The sequence below is a fragment of the Streptomyces hoynatensis genome (assembly GCF_003626535.1).
In the GTDB taxonomy this organism is placed as follows: Bacteria; Actinomycetota; Actinomycetes; order Streptomycetales; family Streptomycetaceae; genus Streptomyces; species Streptomyces hoynatensis.
In genome coordinates this window covers 547,670-563,317 of sequence record NZ_RBAL01000001.1, presented here as the reverse complement: position 1 = coordinate 563,317, position 15,648 = coordinate 547,670, and the positions used below count along the sequence as shown (strand labels likewise).

Genomic DNA, 15,648 nt, shown 5'->3' with positions numbered 1-15,648 from the left:
TCCTCCGTTTCGCGCCGGGTCCCGGCCCTCCCCCGGCCGGCCGGGCGCCCGGTGGCGCGGCGGCCGGGCCCGGGCGCCGGGCTCACCTGAGCTTGGGGTCGAGGGCGTCGCGCACGGCGTCGCCGAGCATGATGAAGGCCAGCACCGTGAGACTGAGCGCGGCGGCCGGGTAGAGCAGGATGTGGGGGGCGTTGCGGAACTGCATGCCGTCGGAGGCCGCCGAGATGTCCACGCCCCAGGAGACGGTCGGCGGGCGCAGGCCCACCCCCAGGTAGCTGAGGGTGGCCTCCAGGGCGATGAACGTCCCCAGCATGACGGTCGCCATCACGATGACCGGGGCGACGGCGTTGGGCAGGATGTGGCGCAGCAGCAGCCTGGTGTGCCCGGCGCCGAGGGCCCGCGCCGCCTGGACGTAGTCGTGCTGCTTGGCCGTGATGACCGCGCCACGGGCGATGCGGGCGATCTGCGGCCAGCCGAGCGCCGAGATGATGAGGACCACGGGCCAGATCCCGGACAGCGTGATCATGCTGAGGAACACGATCGCGCCCAGCACCATCGGGATGCCGAAGAACACGTCGGTGAGCCGGGAGAGCGCGGTGTCCCACGGGCCGCCGAAGTAGCCGGCGAGCCCGCCGACGGCCGCGCCGAGCACGGCGACCCCGAGCGCCGCGCAGACCCCGACGGCGATGGAGGCGCGGGCGCCGTAGACGGTGCGGGTGTAGACGTCGCAGCCCTGGGTGTCGAAGCCGAACCAGTGGCCGGGCGAGGGGCCTTCGAGGGAGCGGCCGAGGCTGCACCGCAGCGGGTCGCCGGTGGCGATCAGGCCGGGCCACAGCGCGATGAGGACGAGGAAGCAGATCAGCAGCGCCGAGACGAGGAACACCGGGTTGCGGCGCAGGTCGAGCCAGGCGTCGCGCCACAGCCCGCGGGCCTCGTCCGGCTCCGGGGAGGCGCCCGGCCCGGCGGGCCGCCCGGGCGCGGGGGCGAGGGTGGGGGTGGGCGCGCCGGCCGGCTCCGGCGGCCCGCTCCCGCCGCCCACCGGGTCGTCCTCGGCGGGGAGCGGGAGCCGTCCCTGGTCAGGCATAGCGAATCCTCGGGTCGAGCACGGCGTAGAGGAGGTCGACGAACAGGTTGGCGAGCAGGAAGATCAGTACGAGGACGACGACGAAGCCGACGACGGTGGGCGAGTTCTGCCGCACGATCCCCTGGAAGAGCTGGTAGCCGACGCCCTGGATGTTGAAGATCCGCTCGGTGACGATCGCGCCCGCCATCAGCGTGCCGATGTCGGCGCCGAGGTAGGTGACCACCGGGATCAGCGAGTTGCGCAGCAGGTGCCGGACGGTGACCCGGCGCGCCGGCAGGCCCTTGGCGACGGCGGTGCGCACGTAGTCGGCCCGGGCGTTCTCCGCCACGGAGGTCCTGGTGAGTCTGGTGACGTAGGCCAGGGACACCAGGCAGAGGATCAGGCCGGGCAGCAGCAGTTCGTCGAGGCGGGCGTCCGGGCTCACCGCGGGCTGGATCCAGCCGAGTTCGACGCCGAGCAGGTACTGGGCCGTGGTGCCGAGGACGAAGGTCGGCACGGCGATCACCACGAGGGTGGCCAGCAGCACGGAGGTGTCGAGGGCCCGGCCGCGGCGCAGCCCGGTGAGGACGCCGAGGGCGACGCCGAGGACCATTTCCAGGCCGAGCGCGACCAGCATCAGCCGGAAACTGATCGGGAAGGCGTTGGCCATCAGCTCGGTGACGGGGCGGCCGTTGAACGCGGTGCCGAAGTCGCCGGTGAAGATCTTGCCCATGTACCGCAGGTACTGCTCCCACAGGGGCTTGTCGAGGTTGAACTCCGCGCGCAGCGCCCGGGCGGTGGCCGGGTCGGGGCCGCGGTCGCCGAAGAGGGCGGTCACCGGGTCGCCGAGCGCGTAGACCATGAGGAAGATGAGGAAGGTGGCGCCGGTGAAGACCGGCACCATCTGCACCAGACGCCTGAGGAGGTAGCGGCCCACCGGCTCAGCTCACCTCGATGTCGGTGAAGACGGGCACGGAGAAGGGGTTGAGCCGCACATTGCTCAGCCGCTCCGAGTAGCCCGCGGTTCCGTTCTGGTACCACAGGGGGATGGCCGGCAGGTCGTCGACGAGCATGCGTTCCGCCTCCTGGAAGTCGCGTACCGCTTCGCGTTGCGTCGGCCTGGCGTTGGCCTGGTCGATGCGCTGGTCGAACTCCTCGTTGTGGTAGCCGGAGTCGTTGGAGGAGCCGTTCGTGTAATAGAGCGGCTGGAGGAAGTTCTGGATCAGCGGGTAGTCCATCTGCCAGCCGGTGCGGAACATGCCGGTCATCCGGCGCTGGGAGATCCGGTTGCGGAAGTCGGCGAAGGTGGGCACCGGGTTGACGGTGCAGGCGTCCGAGTCGTCCAGGACGTTGTTGATGCTGTGGCAGACGGCGTCCATCCACTGCCGGTGCGAGCCCGTGTCCACGTTGGAGGTGAGGGTGACGTGGCCGCCGGGCAGGCCGCCGCCCTCCTCGATCAGCTCCCTGGCGCGCCGGGGGCGGTACGCGCACACGTCGCCGCACAGGTCCGCCCGGTAGCCGCCCGCGTCGCCGAGCACGGGGGAGGTGAAGTCGCCGGCCGGGGTGCGGGTGCCGTGGTAGAGCCGGGAGGTGATCTCCTCCCGGTTGATCGCCATGGATAGGCCCTGGCGCACCTTGGCCGCGCTCCGGCCGCTCCAGTCCCGGTCGTAGAGCGGGAAGGAGACGGTCTGCAGGATGCCGGCCGGCTGGTTGACGTAGCGGTCGCCGAGGTCGTTCTCGACGTTCCCGAGCCGGGCGGCGGGCACGTCGTCGATGAGGTCGAGGTTGCCGGCCTGGAGGTCGGTGTACGCGGTGTTGTTGTCGGTGTAGACGCGGAGTTCGACGCCGTCGTTCCGCGGCTTGTCCTCCCCCGCGTAGTCCTCGTTGGCGACCAGGGTCATCCGCTGGCCCGGCTGGTAGGAGTCGATCCGGTAGGGGCCGTTGCCGACGGGCTTGGCGAGCCAGGCGTCGTGGTCCTCGAAGAAGGACCGGGGCAGGGGAGCGTAGGCGGTGTAGCCGAGGGTCTGCGGCCACAGCGAGAAGGGCCGGGTGAGCCGCACGGTGAAGGTGTGGTCGTCCACCACGTGCAGGCCGCGGAGGGTGCGGGCGGTCGGCCTGGCGCCGCTCTCGGCGGGGTGGACCTCGTCGTATCCCTCGATGAACTGGAAGAAGTAGCTGGCGACCTGGGCGTTCTCGCCGGCCGCGCCGTAGTTCCAGGCGTCGGTGAAGGACTTCGCGGTGACCGGGGTGCCGTCGCTGAACGTCCAGCCGTCCTTCAGCCTGATGGTGAAGTTCCGCTGGTCCTCGGTGTCGATCGACTGGGCCACGGCGTTCTCCGCCCGGCCGGTCTCGGGGTTGTAGTGCACGAGCCCCCGGAAAATCATGTCGAGGACCTTGCCGCCCTGCACCTCGTTGGTGTTCGCGGGTTCCAGCGGGTGCTGCGGGTCGCCCCAGGAGGCGCGGATCAGGCCGCCGTCCCCGCCGCCTCCGAGGTAGCCGCCGTTGCCCCCGGCACAGGCCGTGGTGGCCAGGGCGAGGACGGCGGCGCCGGCCGCGGCCGTAAGCCGGCGGGGAGCGCGTCCGCGCCGCTGAGCTTCGGCATCACGGGGCCTGCCCGGCGTACGGAAAGTCACATTTAGATACGATAGCCATGGATCTGCCCGAGATGCGCGGGACAACGGGGCCCGCCGGGTGGCTTGCCGCCCGCATGCACCCGTTCGCAGCAGCGCTCCGGTCCGTATTCGCGGAGGTCGGCGCTGGGTATCTTCCCTGCATGCGAAGCGGGTCGCCCCTCCTTCCGATAGCCCTCCTCGCCGTGGCCGCCCTGGCCGCGTGCACCTCCTCGGTGGAACACCCGGACGAGGCCCCGGCCGCTCCGCCGACCGTCTCCCGGCCCGCCCCCTCCGCCTCCCCGCCCGAGATTCCCTCCGGGACCTGGCTGCCCGGCGAGGACTTCTCCCTCGGGTTCAGCGACGAACGCAACGGATTCGCCCTGCTCACCGACTGCGGAAGCGGCTCAGGCGCCTGCGCCTACCGGGTCGCGGTGCTCCTCGACGGCGCGGACTGGCAGCTGCGGGCGGCGCCCCGGATGCCGGCGGACGCCGGCGGACGCTCCGTGGCCGCGGCCGGCCCCGGCGTGGCCCGGCTGTCCGCCGTGCTGCCCGACGGCACGGACCTCGCCTGGGTGACCACCGACGCCGCACGCAGCTGGCAGCAGGTCACCGAAGGGCTCGACGGCGGCACGGCGCCGGAGATCCCCGAGGGCGCCTCGCTGACGGTGGCCGACGACCACGTCATGGTGCTGATGCCCGACAGCGGCGCGTACCGGGAGCTGGAAGCCCAGCCGCCGCTCGACCACCTCGCCCCGCCCGAACTGCTGCCCGACGGCACGCCCTGGGTGCAGGGCCTGGTCCCCGGCACCGGGGCGCGGCGCATCGCCGTCAGCCGGGACCTGGGCCACAGCTGGCGGCTGCTGCCCCGGATGCCGGGGACAGCGGACGGCGACGAAGACGACGGGGGCGACGGGGGCGATGGTGGCGACGGGGGCGGCGGGGGCGGCGGGGGCGGCGGGGCCGCGGACGGCGGGAGCGGCGGCGCGGTGGCGTGGGGGGCCGGCGAGGCCCGCCTGGTGGCCGGGCCCGGCGCGCTGTACGTCTTCGAGTGCGGGGGGCTGACCGCCGATCCCCTCGACGGCAGCGTCGGCAGCCCGCTGCTGCACCTGTACCGGAGCACGGACGAGGGCGCGACCTGGCGGCTGATGTGGTCGAGCGGGGCGGAGGGCAGCCCGGGCTCGCTGGTGGGCGAGCCCTTCGTCACCGCGGAGGGCAGGCTCATCGTCTACGCGGACGACGCCATCTACGCCAGTGCCGACGGCGGCCTCACCTTCGCGGTGGAGCGCGAGGGCCCGCCGCCCGAGCTGCCCTCGCTCACCCCGGCCGGCTACCTGCTGACCGACCTGGGCCACCCGGGCCACTACCGGATCTCCGCCGACGGCTTCACCTGGCGCACCGTCGTCCTGGGCAGCAACCAGCGCTGAGGCAGCCCCGGCGACGGCCCGCGCCCGGGACGGCCCGCGCCCGGGACACGCCGGCACGGGCACCGGCGCGCGGCCCTCGTGAGCACCGGCGCGCGGCCCTCGCGGGGACCGCGCGCCCCGGCGCACGCCTCAGGCGTGCACCACGTCCTTCTCGTCCGCGAAGTGGCAGGCCGAGGGGTGGCTCGCGGGGGTGGAGCCGTCCTTGAACCGCTCGGGCACCGCCAGCAGCGGCACCTCCTGCGCGCACTTCTCCTGCGCCTTCCAGCACCGGGTGCGGAACCGGCAGCCCGAGGGCGGGTTCGCCGGCGAGGGCACGTCCCCGGTCAGGATGATGCGCTCCCTGCTCTCCCGGCCGTCCGGGTCCGGCTGCGGCACCGCCGACAGCAGGGCCTGGGTGTACGGGTGGGTGGGGTGGTCGTAGATCTGCGCGTCGGTGCCGACCTCGGCCAGCCTGCCCAGGTACATCACGCCGACCCGGTCGGAGATGTGCCGCACGATGGACAGGTCGTGGGCGATGAACAGGTACGAGAGGTCGAACTCGTCCTGCAGCCGCTCCATCAGGTTGATCACCTGCGCCTGCACCGAGACGTCCAGCGCGGAGACCGGCTCGTCGCAGATGATGATCTCCGGGTGCAGGGCAAGGCCCCGGGCGATGCCGATGCGCTGCCGCTGGCCGCCGGAGAACTGGTGCGGGTACCGGTTGATGTACTCGGGGTTGAGCCCGACCACGTCGAGCAGTTCGCGCACCCTCTTGCGCCGGTCGCCCTTCGGCGCCACCTCGGGGTGGATGTCGAAGGGCTCGCCGACGATGTCGCCGACCGTCATCCGCGGGTTCAGCGAGGTGTACGGGTCCTGGAACACCATCTGGATGTTGCGCCTGACCGCCTTCAGCGCCCGGCCCGACAGCCTCGCGATGTCCTCGCCCTTGTAGAGGATCTGCCCCGAGGTCGGCTGCTCCAGCCGCATCAGCAGCTTCGCCACCGTCGACTTGCCGCAGCCGGACTCGCCCACGATGCCGAGGGTCTCGCCCTGCCGCAGCTCGAAGGAGATGCCGTCCACGGCCTTGACCGCGCCGACCTGCCGCTTGAACAGGACGCCCTGGGTCAGCGGGAAGTGCTTGACCAGGTCGCGGACTTCGAGGATCGGCTCGCCCCGCTTGGCGGCGCCGCTCGCCTCAGCCATGGATCGTCTCCTTCCAGAAGTGGCAGGCGCTCGTCCGGCCGCCGATCGGCGTGCCGTCGGGCTCGGTGACGTCCAGCAGCGGCGGGATCTCGCTCCGGCAGACGTCGCGGGCCTGCGTGCAGCGCGGGTTGAACGCGCAGCCGCTGGGGATCGCGGTCAGGCTGGGCGGCAGGCCCTTGATCGCGTAGAGCTCCTTGCCCTTGTGGTCGAGGCGGGGGATGGAGTCCAGCAGCCCGCGGGTGTAAGGATGCGCCGGCCGCTTGTACAACTCGTGCACCGGGGCGTTCTCCACGATCCGCCCCGCATACATCACCGCGATCTTGTCCGCCACATCCGCCACCACACCCAGATCGTGCGTGATCAGAATCAGCCCCATGTGAAAGTCACGCTGCAACTCCGCAAGCAGATCCATCACCTGCGCCTGCACCGTCACATCCAGCGCCGTCGTCGGCTCGTCCGCGATGATCACATCCGGCTCCAAGGCCAGCGCCATCGCAATCATGATCCGCTGACGCATACCACCGGAAAACTGATGCGGATAATCGTTCACCCGCTCCTTCGCCGCCGGAATACGCACCCGATCCATCAACTCGACGGCCTTCGCCCGCGCCTCACGACGCGACATCCCCCGATGCACCCGGAACAGCTCACCCAGCTGATACCCCACCGACAACACCGGATTCAACGCCGACAGCGCATCCTGGAAGATCATGGCGATCTTGTCGCCGCGCACCCGGCGTCGCTCCTGCTCCGACATCGTCAGCAGGTCCTCGCCGCGGAACAGCACCTGGCCGCCGGTCACCTTGCCGGGCGGGGTGTCGAGGATGCCCATGATGGTCTGGGCGGTCACCGACTTGCCCGAGCCCGACTCGCCGAGCACCGCAAGGGTCTCCCCGGCGTCCACGGTGTAGCTGACGCCGTTGACGGCCTTGGCCGCGCCGTCCCTGGTGTGGAACTCGACATGCAGGTCCCGCACTTCGAGGAGCGGCACTCCGGGGACCTCCGCCTTGGTCATTTCTATCGACACTGCGGTTCTCCCTCAGCGCAGCTTGGGGTCGAGGGCGTCACGCACGGCGTCACCCAGCATCAGGAAGGACAGGATGGTGATGCTCAGCAGGATCGACGGGTAGAGCAGGATGTGTGGCGCGTTCCTGATCCGCTCCTGGGCGCGGTTGATGTCCGCCCCCCAGGAGATCGCCGGGTCCGAGAGCCCGATGCCGAGGAAGGAGAGCACCGCCTCGGCCGTGATGTAGCCGCCCAGCGCGACCATGCCGACCACGATCACCGGCGCCACCGCGTTGGGCAGGATGTGCCGCATGAGGATGCGCCAGGTGCCGGCCCCCAGTGAGCGGGCCGCGGCCACGTAGTCCGCCTGCTTGACGGCGATCACCGAGCCGCGCATCACGCGGGCGATGGTGGTCCAGCCGAGGAAGGCGAGTGCGAGCGTCACCGTCCACTCGGACCTGGTGTCGAAGGAGACCAGGATGACCATCGTGCCCAGCAGGAAGGGAATGCCGAGGAAGATGTCGGTGAGCCGGGAGAGGACGGTGTCCACCCAGCCGCCGAAGTACCCGGCCAGCATGCCCACCAGCGAGCCGAAGATCATCACCAGCACCGTCACCGAGAGGCCGATGACGATCGAGGCGCGGGTGCCGTAGATGATGCGGGCGTAGACGCTCTGCCCCTGCTGGTTGTAGCCCAGCCACTCGGGCGAGAAGAAGTGCGTCAGCTGCGGCTTCTGCAGGTAGTGGTTGGTCAGGTCGGCCGCCCGCGGGCTGGCCGAGGTGAACCAGCCGGGGAACACGGCGATCACCAGCAGCAGCAGGATGATCAGCGCGGGTATCACGAAGCTCGGCCGGCGCCGCAGGTCGTGCCAGGCGTCCGACCACAGGCTGCGCGGCCGGCCGGGGGCAGGGCCCGCCTCGGCGACCGCCACCGCGACGGGCGCCCCCTGGGAGGGCACGGCGGCCCCGGCGGCCGGGCCGGCGTCCGGCGAGTTCGGTGCGGTGGCCGCGGCCTGCGGCTCTTGTGGTTCAGGCATAGCGGATCCTCGGGTCCAGGACCGCGTAGAGCAGGTCGACGATGAGGGTGACGACGAGGTACACGAGAATGATGAAGGTGACGATTCCGACGACGGTGGAGCCCTCACGGCTGTTCAGCGCGTGGAAGACGGTGTTGCCGATCCCGTGGATGTTGAAGATGCCCTCCGTCACGATGGCGCCGGTGGCCAGGTTGCCCAGGTCGACCCCGAGGAAGGTCACCACCGGGATCAGCGAGTTGCGCAGCAGGTGCACCGTGACGGCACGGCGCGCGCTGAGGCCCTTGGCCTTGGCCGTGCGCATGTAGTCGGCGCGGCGGTTCTCCACGATCGAGGTGCGGGTCAGGCGGGCCACGTAGGCCAGGGAGAGCGAGGCGAGCACCAGGGCAGGCAAGAGCAATTGCCCCCAGTCCTCCGAGTCCTGGACCGTGGGTTTGATCAGGTCCCACTTGACGCCCAGGTAGGTCTGGTACAGGTAGCCGATCACGAACACCGGGACGGAGATCAGCAGCAGCGTCACGAAGAGGATCAGGCCGTCCGTCTTGCCGCCCGCCCGCAGCCCGGCGATCAGGCCCAGGCCGATGCCGACGACGACGGTGATGGTGAAGGCCAGGACGGTGAGCCTGATCGTGGCCGGCAGCGCGTCGCCGATCACGTCGATGACCTCGCGTCTGCTGGAGATCTGGGTGCCGAAGTCACCCTGGAGCAGCCCGGTCAGGTAGTGCCAGTACTGCAGCAGAATCGGGTCGTCCAGCCCGAGGTCCGCCTTCAGGGCCGCCATCTGGGCCTCGTCGGGGGCGCGTTCGCCCCACAGGGCCCGAACCGGGTCGCCGGGCAGCGCGTACATCATCATGAAGACGATGAACGTGGCCCCGATGAACACCGGGATCATCTGGAGCAGTCGTCGTACGACATAACGCCCCACGTTTCCTCCATGTCATTCGGCGGGGCCGGTGCGCCGTCCGGTGTCCCGGAACCGCGCACCGGCCCCCCTTACCCTGATCTTGGCTCGCCAGGCGGCGTCAGTTGACCGTGATCTCGGTCAGCACCGGCTGGCCCGCCATGTCGAAGCGGACGTTGCTGACGTTGTTCGACCAGCCGCCGTTGACGTTCTGGTACCAGAGCGGGATGGCGGGCATCTCGTCCCAGAGGACCTGCTCGGCCTCCTGGTAGGCCTGCACCGTCTCGTCCAGCGTCGCCGCCGTGTCCCCCTGCTCGAAGAGCTGGTCGACCTGCTCGTTGTCGAAGCGGCCGTAGTTGCTCTGGGCGTAGGAGGCGTACAGCTCCTTGAGGAAGTTCACGTTCAGCGGGTAGTCCTGGAACCAGCCGCCGCGGTACATGCTCTGCACCTCGTTGGCCTCGCGGGCCTCAAGGTCGGTGTCGAAGTCCGGCTTCGCGTCGCCGACGCACTCGACGCCGAGGTTCTCGATGAGGTTGTTGCAGACCGCCTCGACCCACTCCCGGTGACCGCCGTCCGCGTTGTACTGGATGGTGATCTTGTTGCCGGGGACGCCGCCGCCCTCCTCGACCAGCTGGCGGGCGCGGTCCGGGTCGTAGTCGGTGATCCCGTGGCTGGCGCCCTCCTGGTAGCCGTAGACGCCGGGGGCCACGAAGCTGTCGGCGGGGCTGTAGGCGCCGTCGAGCACCGTCTGCGTGATGGTCTCGCGGTCGATCGCCATCGAGACGCCCTGGAGGACCTTCGGGTCGGTCTCGCCCCAGTTGTACCAGACGGGAACGATCGTCTGGATGCCGTTGTAGGGCTGCTGGATGGCCCGGCCGCCGAGGTCGTCGTGGTAGTTCGGCAGGTCCTTGGGGTCGATCTGCCGGATGACGTCCAGGTTGTCGGAGAGCAGGTCCTGGTAGGCCGCGTCGAGGCCGGTGTAGGCCACGATCTCGATGCCGCCGTTCTGGGCCTTGTCCTCACCCGCGTAGTCGTCGTAGCGGGTCAGCTCGATCGACGAGTTGTGCTCCCAGGAGGTGAACTCGTAGGGGCCGTCGCCGATCGGGTGCTCGCCGAAGGCCTCGGGGTCGTCGAAGAAGCTCTCCGGCAGCGGGGTGAACGCGTCGTAGCCCAGCTTGTAGTCGTAGTACGACAGCGGGGTGGTCAGCGTGATCGTGAAGGTCAGGTCGTCGACGACCTCCAAGCCCGACATCGCGTCCGCGGTGGGCTCGCCCTCCTCGGGGTGGACGTCCTCGTAGCCCTGGATGTCCTGGAACCAGAAGCTGTTGTTCTGGTTGTTGTCGATGTTCGCGGCCCAGTTCCACGCGTTGACGTAGCTCTCGGCGGTCACCGGGGTGCCGTCGTGGAAGGTCCAGCCGTCCTTCAGCGTGACCGTCCAGACCGAGTTGTCCTCGTTGGGCTCCACCGATTCGGCCTGCACCATGAAGATCTTGCCGTCGTCGTCGAAGTCGAGCAGCTTCGACCAGACATTCTGAATCACCAGCGCGCCGTACTGCTCGTTGGTGTTCGTCGGGAGCAGCGGGTTCTGCGGCTCGCCGCCGTCGACCTTGACTATGCCATCCGGGTTTCCCCCACCGGACGCGCTGCCGCTGCCATCGTCATCGTCGCTACCGCAGGCGCTCGCGGCCATCGCCACGACCAAAGCGCCCACGACCCATTTGGCGCTGCGCGCACCACGCATGGGTTGCCTCCTCGGAGTCCATTCACTGCATAGAGAACCCCGGACCGCGGGGATCTACCCGCGTCCGGTTCGCAATGCCCACAACTGTTGCGCACAATTTCCGGGCTAACCACCAGTCGCCCATTTCATTTTGGTGAAGATGCCAAGACACAAACCCCCAAAACCGGACATTGCGCACGCCTGGACTCACCGGTATCCGGACTCAAAGGGCATACATGCACCCGTGAGCACCGGATATCGGACAGTCGAGGGGGGCGTGCCGGGAAAATCACTTGACATCCGGCGGAACGCCGAGGGGCGCCACCCAGGCCGGGGCGCCCACGCGGCGACGGCAAGGCGACGCGCGTAGATACCGGCCCCGCCACGGCCGCGACATCGAAGCGACACACGCCGTTGGGGTGCGCGTCGCCATCATCTCCGCGGCCGGGCCGGTGTTGTCAAGTCGGCGGTCACTGGCGCTTGGCCCGCGCGGCCGCCCGGGCGCGCTCCCGCTGGTCGAGCACGACCTTGCGCAGGCGCACCTCCGTCGGGGTCACCTCCACGCACTCGTCCTCGCGGCAGAACTCCAGCGACTGCTCCAGCGAGAGCTTGCGCGGCGGCACCAGGTTCTCCGTGGTGTCCGCGGCGGCGGCCCGCATGTTGGTGAGCTTCTTCTCCTTGGTGATGTTCACATCCATGTCGTCCGAGCGGGAGTTCTCGCCGACGATCATGCCCTCGTACACCTCGGTGCCAGGCTCGACGAAGATCGTGCCCCGCTCCTGGAGGTTGAGCATCGCATACGGGGTGGCGACCCCGGTCCTGTCGGCGACCAGCGAGCCGCTCTTGCGGGTGCGCAGCTCGCCGGCCCACGGCTCGTGGCGCTCGAAGATGCTGTGCGCGATGCCGGTGCCGCGGGTCTCGGTGAGGAACTCGGTGCGGAAGCCGATGAGCCCGCGGGAGGGCACCAGGAACTCCATCCGCACCCAGCCGGAGCCGTGGTTCGTCATCGTCTCCATCCGGCCCTTGCGGGAGGCGAGCAGCTGGGTGATGGCCCCCAGGTACTCCTCGGGCGCGTCGATGGTCATCCGCTCCACGGGCTCGTGCACCGCGCCGTCGATCTCCCTGGTGACCACCTCGGGCTTGCCGACGGTCAGCTCGAAGCCCTCGCGGCGCATCGTCTCGACCAGGATGGCCAGCGCCAGCTCGCCACGGCCCTGCACCTCCCAGGCGTCGGGCCGCTCGGTGGGCAGCACCCGCAGCGAGACGTTGCCCACCAGCTCGCGGTCCAGCCGGTCCTTGACCAGGCGGGCGGTCACCTTGTGGTTCTTGCCGCCGCGGCCGACCAGCGGCGAGGTGTTGGTGCCGATGGTCATGGAGATCGCCGGCTCGTCGACCGTGATCAGCGGCAGCGCCACCGGGTTGTCCGGGTCGGCCAGGGTCTCGCCGATCATGATCTCCGGGATGCCGGCCACCGCGCAGATGTCGCCCGGGCCCGCCACCTCGGCCGGCTTGCGGGTGAGCGCCTCGGTCATCAGCAGCTCGGTGATCCGCACGTTGCGGGCGCTGCCGTCGCGGCGCAGCCAGGCGACGGTCTGGCCCTTGCGCAGGCTGCCCTGCCGGATGCGGCACAGCGCGATCCGGCCGAGGAAGTTGTCCGCGTCGAGGTTGGTCACGTGCGCCTGCAGCGGGGCGTCCTCCTCGTAGACCGGGGCGGGGACGGTCTCCAGCAGGGTGGTGAAGAAGGGCTCCAGGCTGTCGCTGTCGGCCGGGACCGTGCCGTCGGCGGGCTGGGTGAGCGAGGCGATGCCGTCCCTGGCGCAGGCGTAGACGATGGGGAACTCGATCTGCTCCTCGTCGGCGTCCAGGTCGAGGAAGAGGTCGTAGGTCTCGTTCAGCACCGCGGAGATCCTGGCGTCCGCCCGGTCGGTCTTGTTCACGCACAGGATGACCGGCAGCCGGGCCTGAAGCGCCTTGCGCAGCACGAAACGGGTCTGCGGCAGGGGGCCCTCGGAGGCGTCCACCAGCAGGACGACCGCGTCCACCATGGACAGGCCGCGCTCCACCTCGCCGCCGAAGTCGGCGTGCCCCGGGGTGTCGATGATGTTGATGACGACCGGGGCGCCGCCCCCCTTGGGGTGGTACCTGACCGCGGTGTTCTTCGCGAGGATGGTGATGCCCTTCTCGCGCTCCAGGTCGTTGGAATCCATGACGCGGTCGTCGACGTGCTGGTGGGCGGCGAAGGCGCCGGCCTGCTTGAGCATGGCGTCGACCAGCGTGGTCTTGCCGTGGTCGACGTGGGCGACGATGGCGACGTTGCGGATGTCCTGGCGCGTAGGCATGGCTGGGCGCTTCTCCCGAGATCGTGACGGAGACGGCTCGGCAGAAAGCGCCTGTCCGCCTGGGGCACCGTGGGTGCGCCCGCGAAAGGCCGCGGCACCGGCCGCACCCGCCATCGTACGTTGCCCCGCGGGCCCGCGGCCGAGGCGGAGCGGGGCGCGGGCACGGCGGCGGGGCGGGCGGGTCCGCGCGGCCCGGCGCCCGGGGGCCCTGCGGGAAGGGGGCCGCCCGGGCGCCGGGAGCCGGGGGTGGCGCGGGTTCAGCGCCGGTAGCCGATGTCCTGGTAGCGCGGGGTCTGCATCCCGAACGCGCCGACCCCGGACAGCTGCGCCCTGGCCGCGACCAGCTGGGGCCGCTGGTAGAGCGGGATGGAGCCGGCCGCGGCCCAGATCCGGGCGTCCGCCTTGTTCAGCAGCTCGTTGTGCGCCTTCTCGTCGAGTTCGCCCGCGGCCTGCCCGAGGAGCTGGTCGATGTAGTCGGTGCCGACCCGGCTGTAGTTCTGCTGGATGAGCATCTCGCCGCCCGGGATGGCCTGCGGCTTGGCGAAGAGCGGCAGGAAGTCCGTGGCCGGGTAGGCCGTGGCGGGCCAGGCGAAGAGCGCCAGGTCGTAGTTGCCCGCGGCGATGTGCTCCGAGAAGTAGGTCTCCTCGTCGACCTGCTTGATCTTCGCGGCGATCCCGATCTGCGCGAGCATCGAGACGATCCGCTCGCCGACCCGGCGCAGCGGGGCGGTGCCCGGCCCCTCGGGGAGGACGAAGTCCAGCTGGAGCGGCTTGCCCTCCTTGGCGCGGACCGGCGAGCCCGCCCCCGGCTTGCCGTCCCTGGGCGGCCCGCCCGCCTGCCGGTGCCAGCCCGCCTTCTCCAGCAGGTCCTCCGCGGCCTCGGCGCCCGGGGAGCCGAGCGCGTCGCTGTTGTCCCGGTAGCCGGCCTGCCCCAGCAGACGCAGGTGGCTGCCGAGCGGCTTGGCCGGGAGCCCGGCGGGGTCGTGTGCCGCGGCGGCGAGCCGCTCGCGGTCGAGGGCGCGGGCGATCGCCCAGCGCACGCGCTCGTCGCTGAGCTCGTCGGAGGCGCCGTTCAGCGCAAGCTGGGTGGCGGAGGCGGCGTAGGCGCGGTGCACGGTGTAGCCGCGCAGGCTCGCGTCGGGCCCCGGCCGGCCGGGCGCGCCCCTGCCCTCGCCCGAACCCTCGCCCGCCTGCGCGCCCCCGCCGTGCTCCTCGCGCCCTTCACTCCCCTCCTGAGCCCCCTGCTCTCCCTGCGACCCCTGCTCCCCCTGCTCTCCCGGCCCGGACGCCTCCGGGTCCTCCGCCGTCCCTGAGGCGTCCGCCCCGGCCCCCGAGCCCTTGCCCGCCCCGGTGCCCTCCGGGTCCTCGCCCCGCCGGCCTTCCGCCCCGGCCTTCCCGCCGCGGCGCTGCGGCCCCTGGGCGGCGGTGATGCGGTCGGCGACGGCGGGCTGCACCTCGGCGACGTCGAGTTCCCCCGCGCTCAGCGCGGCCCGCCGCTCGTCCGCCGGGACCACGGTGAAGACCAGCTCGTCCAGCAGGGCCTCGTCGCCCCACCAGGCATCGTTGCGCCGCAGGGTGACCGTCTGGCCCTCCTCGTCCACCTCCTCGACCTCGAAGGGGCCGGCGGCGGCGGGGAGTTCGGTGCGGGTGCCGTCGTTGAAGCGGTCGGCGTCCCCGGTGACCGAGCGCGGGTAGAGCGGGGTGAACAGGGACTTCCAGTCGGCGTAGGGCCGGTCGAAGGTGACCTCCACCTGGTGGGCGCCCGGCCCCTTGCGGATGGAGTGGATGCGTTCGTAGCCGGCGTTGCGCGCGGACCAGAACGCGTGGTCCTCGCCGTTGAGCGCCTTCCACTGCGCGGTGAAGTCCGCGGCGCCGATGGCCCGGCCGTCGCTCCACTTCGCCTTGGGGTTGAGGGTGTAGACGACCTTCTGCTTCGGCTCCCGGTCGGTGATCTCGGCGGAGCGCAGATAGTCGGGGTTCAGCTGGGGGCGGCCCTCGCCGTCCACGGTGAAGAGCGAGGGCAGCACGGCCCCTGCCACCCGGTCGGTGACCGGGTCCGCGTCGAACTGGAAGGCGTTGAGGGTGGCCGGCAGCGCGTCGATCGCCCAGCGGACCGTGCCGCCCTTGCGGAGCTCGCTGCGCTCCGAGGTGCTCACGGACTGGGCCGCCTTCGTCGTCGCCTCGTCCCGGTCCTCGTCCCCGCCGCACCCGGCCAGCGCGGGCACGAGGAGTGCTCCCGCGACGAGCGCCGCCAGGTGGCCGAGGGCCGCGCCCCCTGGCCGTTTCGCCGATCTCGCTGGCCCGCCTGCCATGCTGTTACCTCCGGCTCCACCGGTGCGTTGATCACACGTATGCGCCCACTGAAGGTG

At 71.0% G+C, this 15,648-nt stretch carries 11 protein-coding genes; 1 reads left to right on the top strand and 10 read right to left on the bottom strand.

Features of this window, described 5'->3' with window-relative positions:
- Positions 1-82: 82 nt before the first annotated feature.
- The 3 genes from D7294_RS02455 to D7294_RS02445 are packed head-to-tail and all read right to left on the bottom strand — an operon-like array spanning position 83 to position 3,696.
- Positions 83-1,084, bottom strand: coding sequence for an ABC transporter permease (locus D7294_RS02455; protein ID WP_120674856.1), 1,002 nt, complete (start codon positions 1,082-1,084; stop codon positions 83-85).
- The gene (locus tag D7294_RS02450; protein WP_120674853.1) at positions 1,077-2,000 is read right to left on the bottom strand and encodes an ABC transporter permease; all 924 of its coding nucleotides are present in this window, start codon (positions 1,998-2,000) and stop codon (positions 1,077-1,079) included. The genes D7294_RS02455 and D7294_RS02450 overlap by 8 nt, the downstream gene beginning before the upstream one ends.
- Before the next feature lie 4 nt (positions 2,001-2,004).
- Positions 2,005-3,696, bottom strand: a complete 1,692-nt coding sequence (locus D7294_RS02445; protein WP_120674851.1) for a peptide ABC transporter substrate-binding protein — start codon at positions 3,694-3,696, stop codon at positions 2,005-2,007.
- A gap of 140 nt (positions 3,697-3,836) precedes the next feature.
- On the opposite strand from D7294_RS02445, the gene D7294_RS02440 reads away from it, so the two are divergent.
- The gene (locus tag D7294_RS02440) at positions 3,837-5,099 is read left to right on the top strand and encodes a WD40/YVTN/BNR-like repeat-containing protein (protein ID WP_158674550.1); all 1,263 of its coding nucleotides are present in this window, start codon (positions 3,837-3,839) and stop codon (positions 5,097-5,099) included.
- Positions 5,100-5,228: 129 nt separating this feature from the next.
- Here D7294_RS02440 and D7294_RS02435 read toward each other — a convergent pair whose 3' ends face one another.
- The 7 genes from D7294_RS02435 to D7294_RS02405 form a co-directional block, all read right to left on the bottom strand.
- Entirely contained in the window at positions 5,229-6,281 is a 1,053-nt protein-coding gene (locus D7294_RS02435) for an ABC transporter ATP-binding protein (RefSeq protein WP_120674847.1), read from the bottom strand.
- Positions 6,274-7,296 (bottom strand): ABC transporter ATP-binding protein, encoded by a 1,023-nt coding sequence (locus D7294_RS02430; protein ID WP_120675313.1) that lies wholly within the window; start codon positions 7,294-7,296, stop codon positions 6,274-6,276. The genes D7294_RS02435 and D7294_RS02430 overlap by 8 nt, the downstream gene beginning before the upstream one ends.
- A 24-nt stretch (positions 7,297-7,320) precedes the next feature.
- Positions 7,321-8,322, bottom strand: coding sequence for an ABC transporter permease (locus D7294_RS02425; protein WP_120674845.1), 1,002 nt, complete (start codon positions 8,320-8,322; stop codon positions 7,321-7,323).
- Entirely contained in the window at positions 8,315-9,244 is a 930-nt protein-coding gene (locus D7294_RS02420; protein ID WP_120674843.1) for an ABC transporter permease, read from the bottom strand. Before D7294_RS02420 ends, D7294_RS02425 begins: the two co-directional genes overlap by 8 nt.
- A gap of 97 nt (positions 9,245-9,341) precedes the next feature.
- Entirely contained in the window at positions 9,342-10,961 is a 1,620-nt protein-coding gene (locus tag D7294_RS02415) for a peptide ABC transporter substrate-binding protein (RefSeq protein ID WP_120674841.1), read from the bottom strand.
- A gap of 449 nt (positions 10,962-11,410) precedes the next feature.
- On the bottom strand, positions 11,411-13,279 hold the full coding sequence (gene typA, locus D7294_RS02410) for a translational GTPase TypA (RefSeq protein WP_120674839.1): 1,869 nt from the start codon (positions 13,277-13,279) through the stop codon (positions 11,411-11,413).
- 257 nt (positions 13,280-13,536) lie between these two features.
- Positions 13,537-15,591 carry an ABC transporter family substrate-binding protein gene (locus tag D7294_RS02405; protein ID WP_120674837.1) on the bottom strand — a complete coding sequence of 685 codons (2,055 nt, stop codon included), beginning with the start codon at positions 15,589-15,591 and terminating at the stop codon, positions 13,537-13,539.
- Positions 15,592-15,648 lie beyond the last annotated feature (57 nt).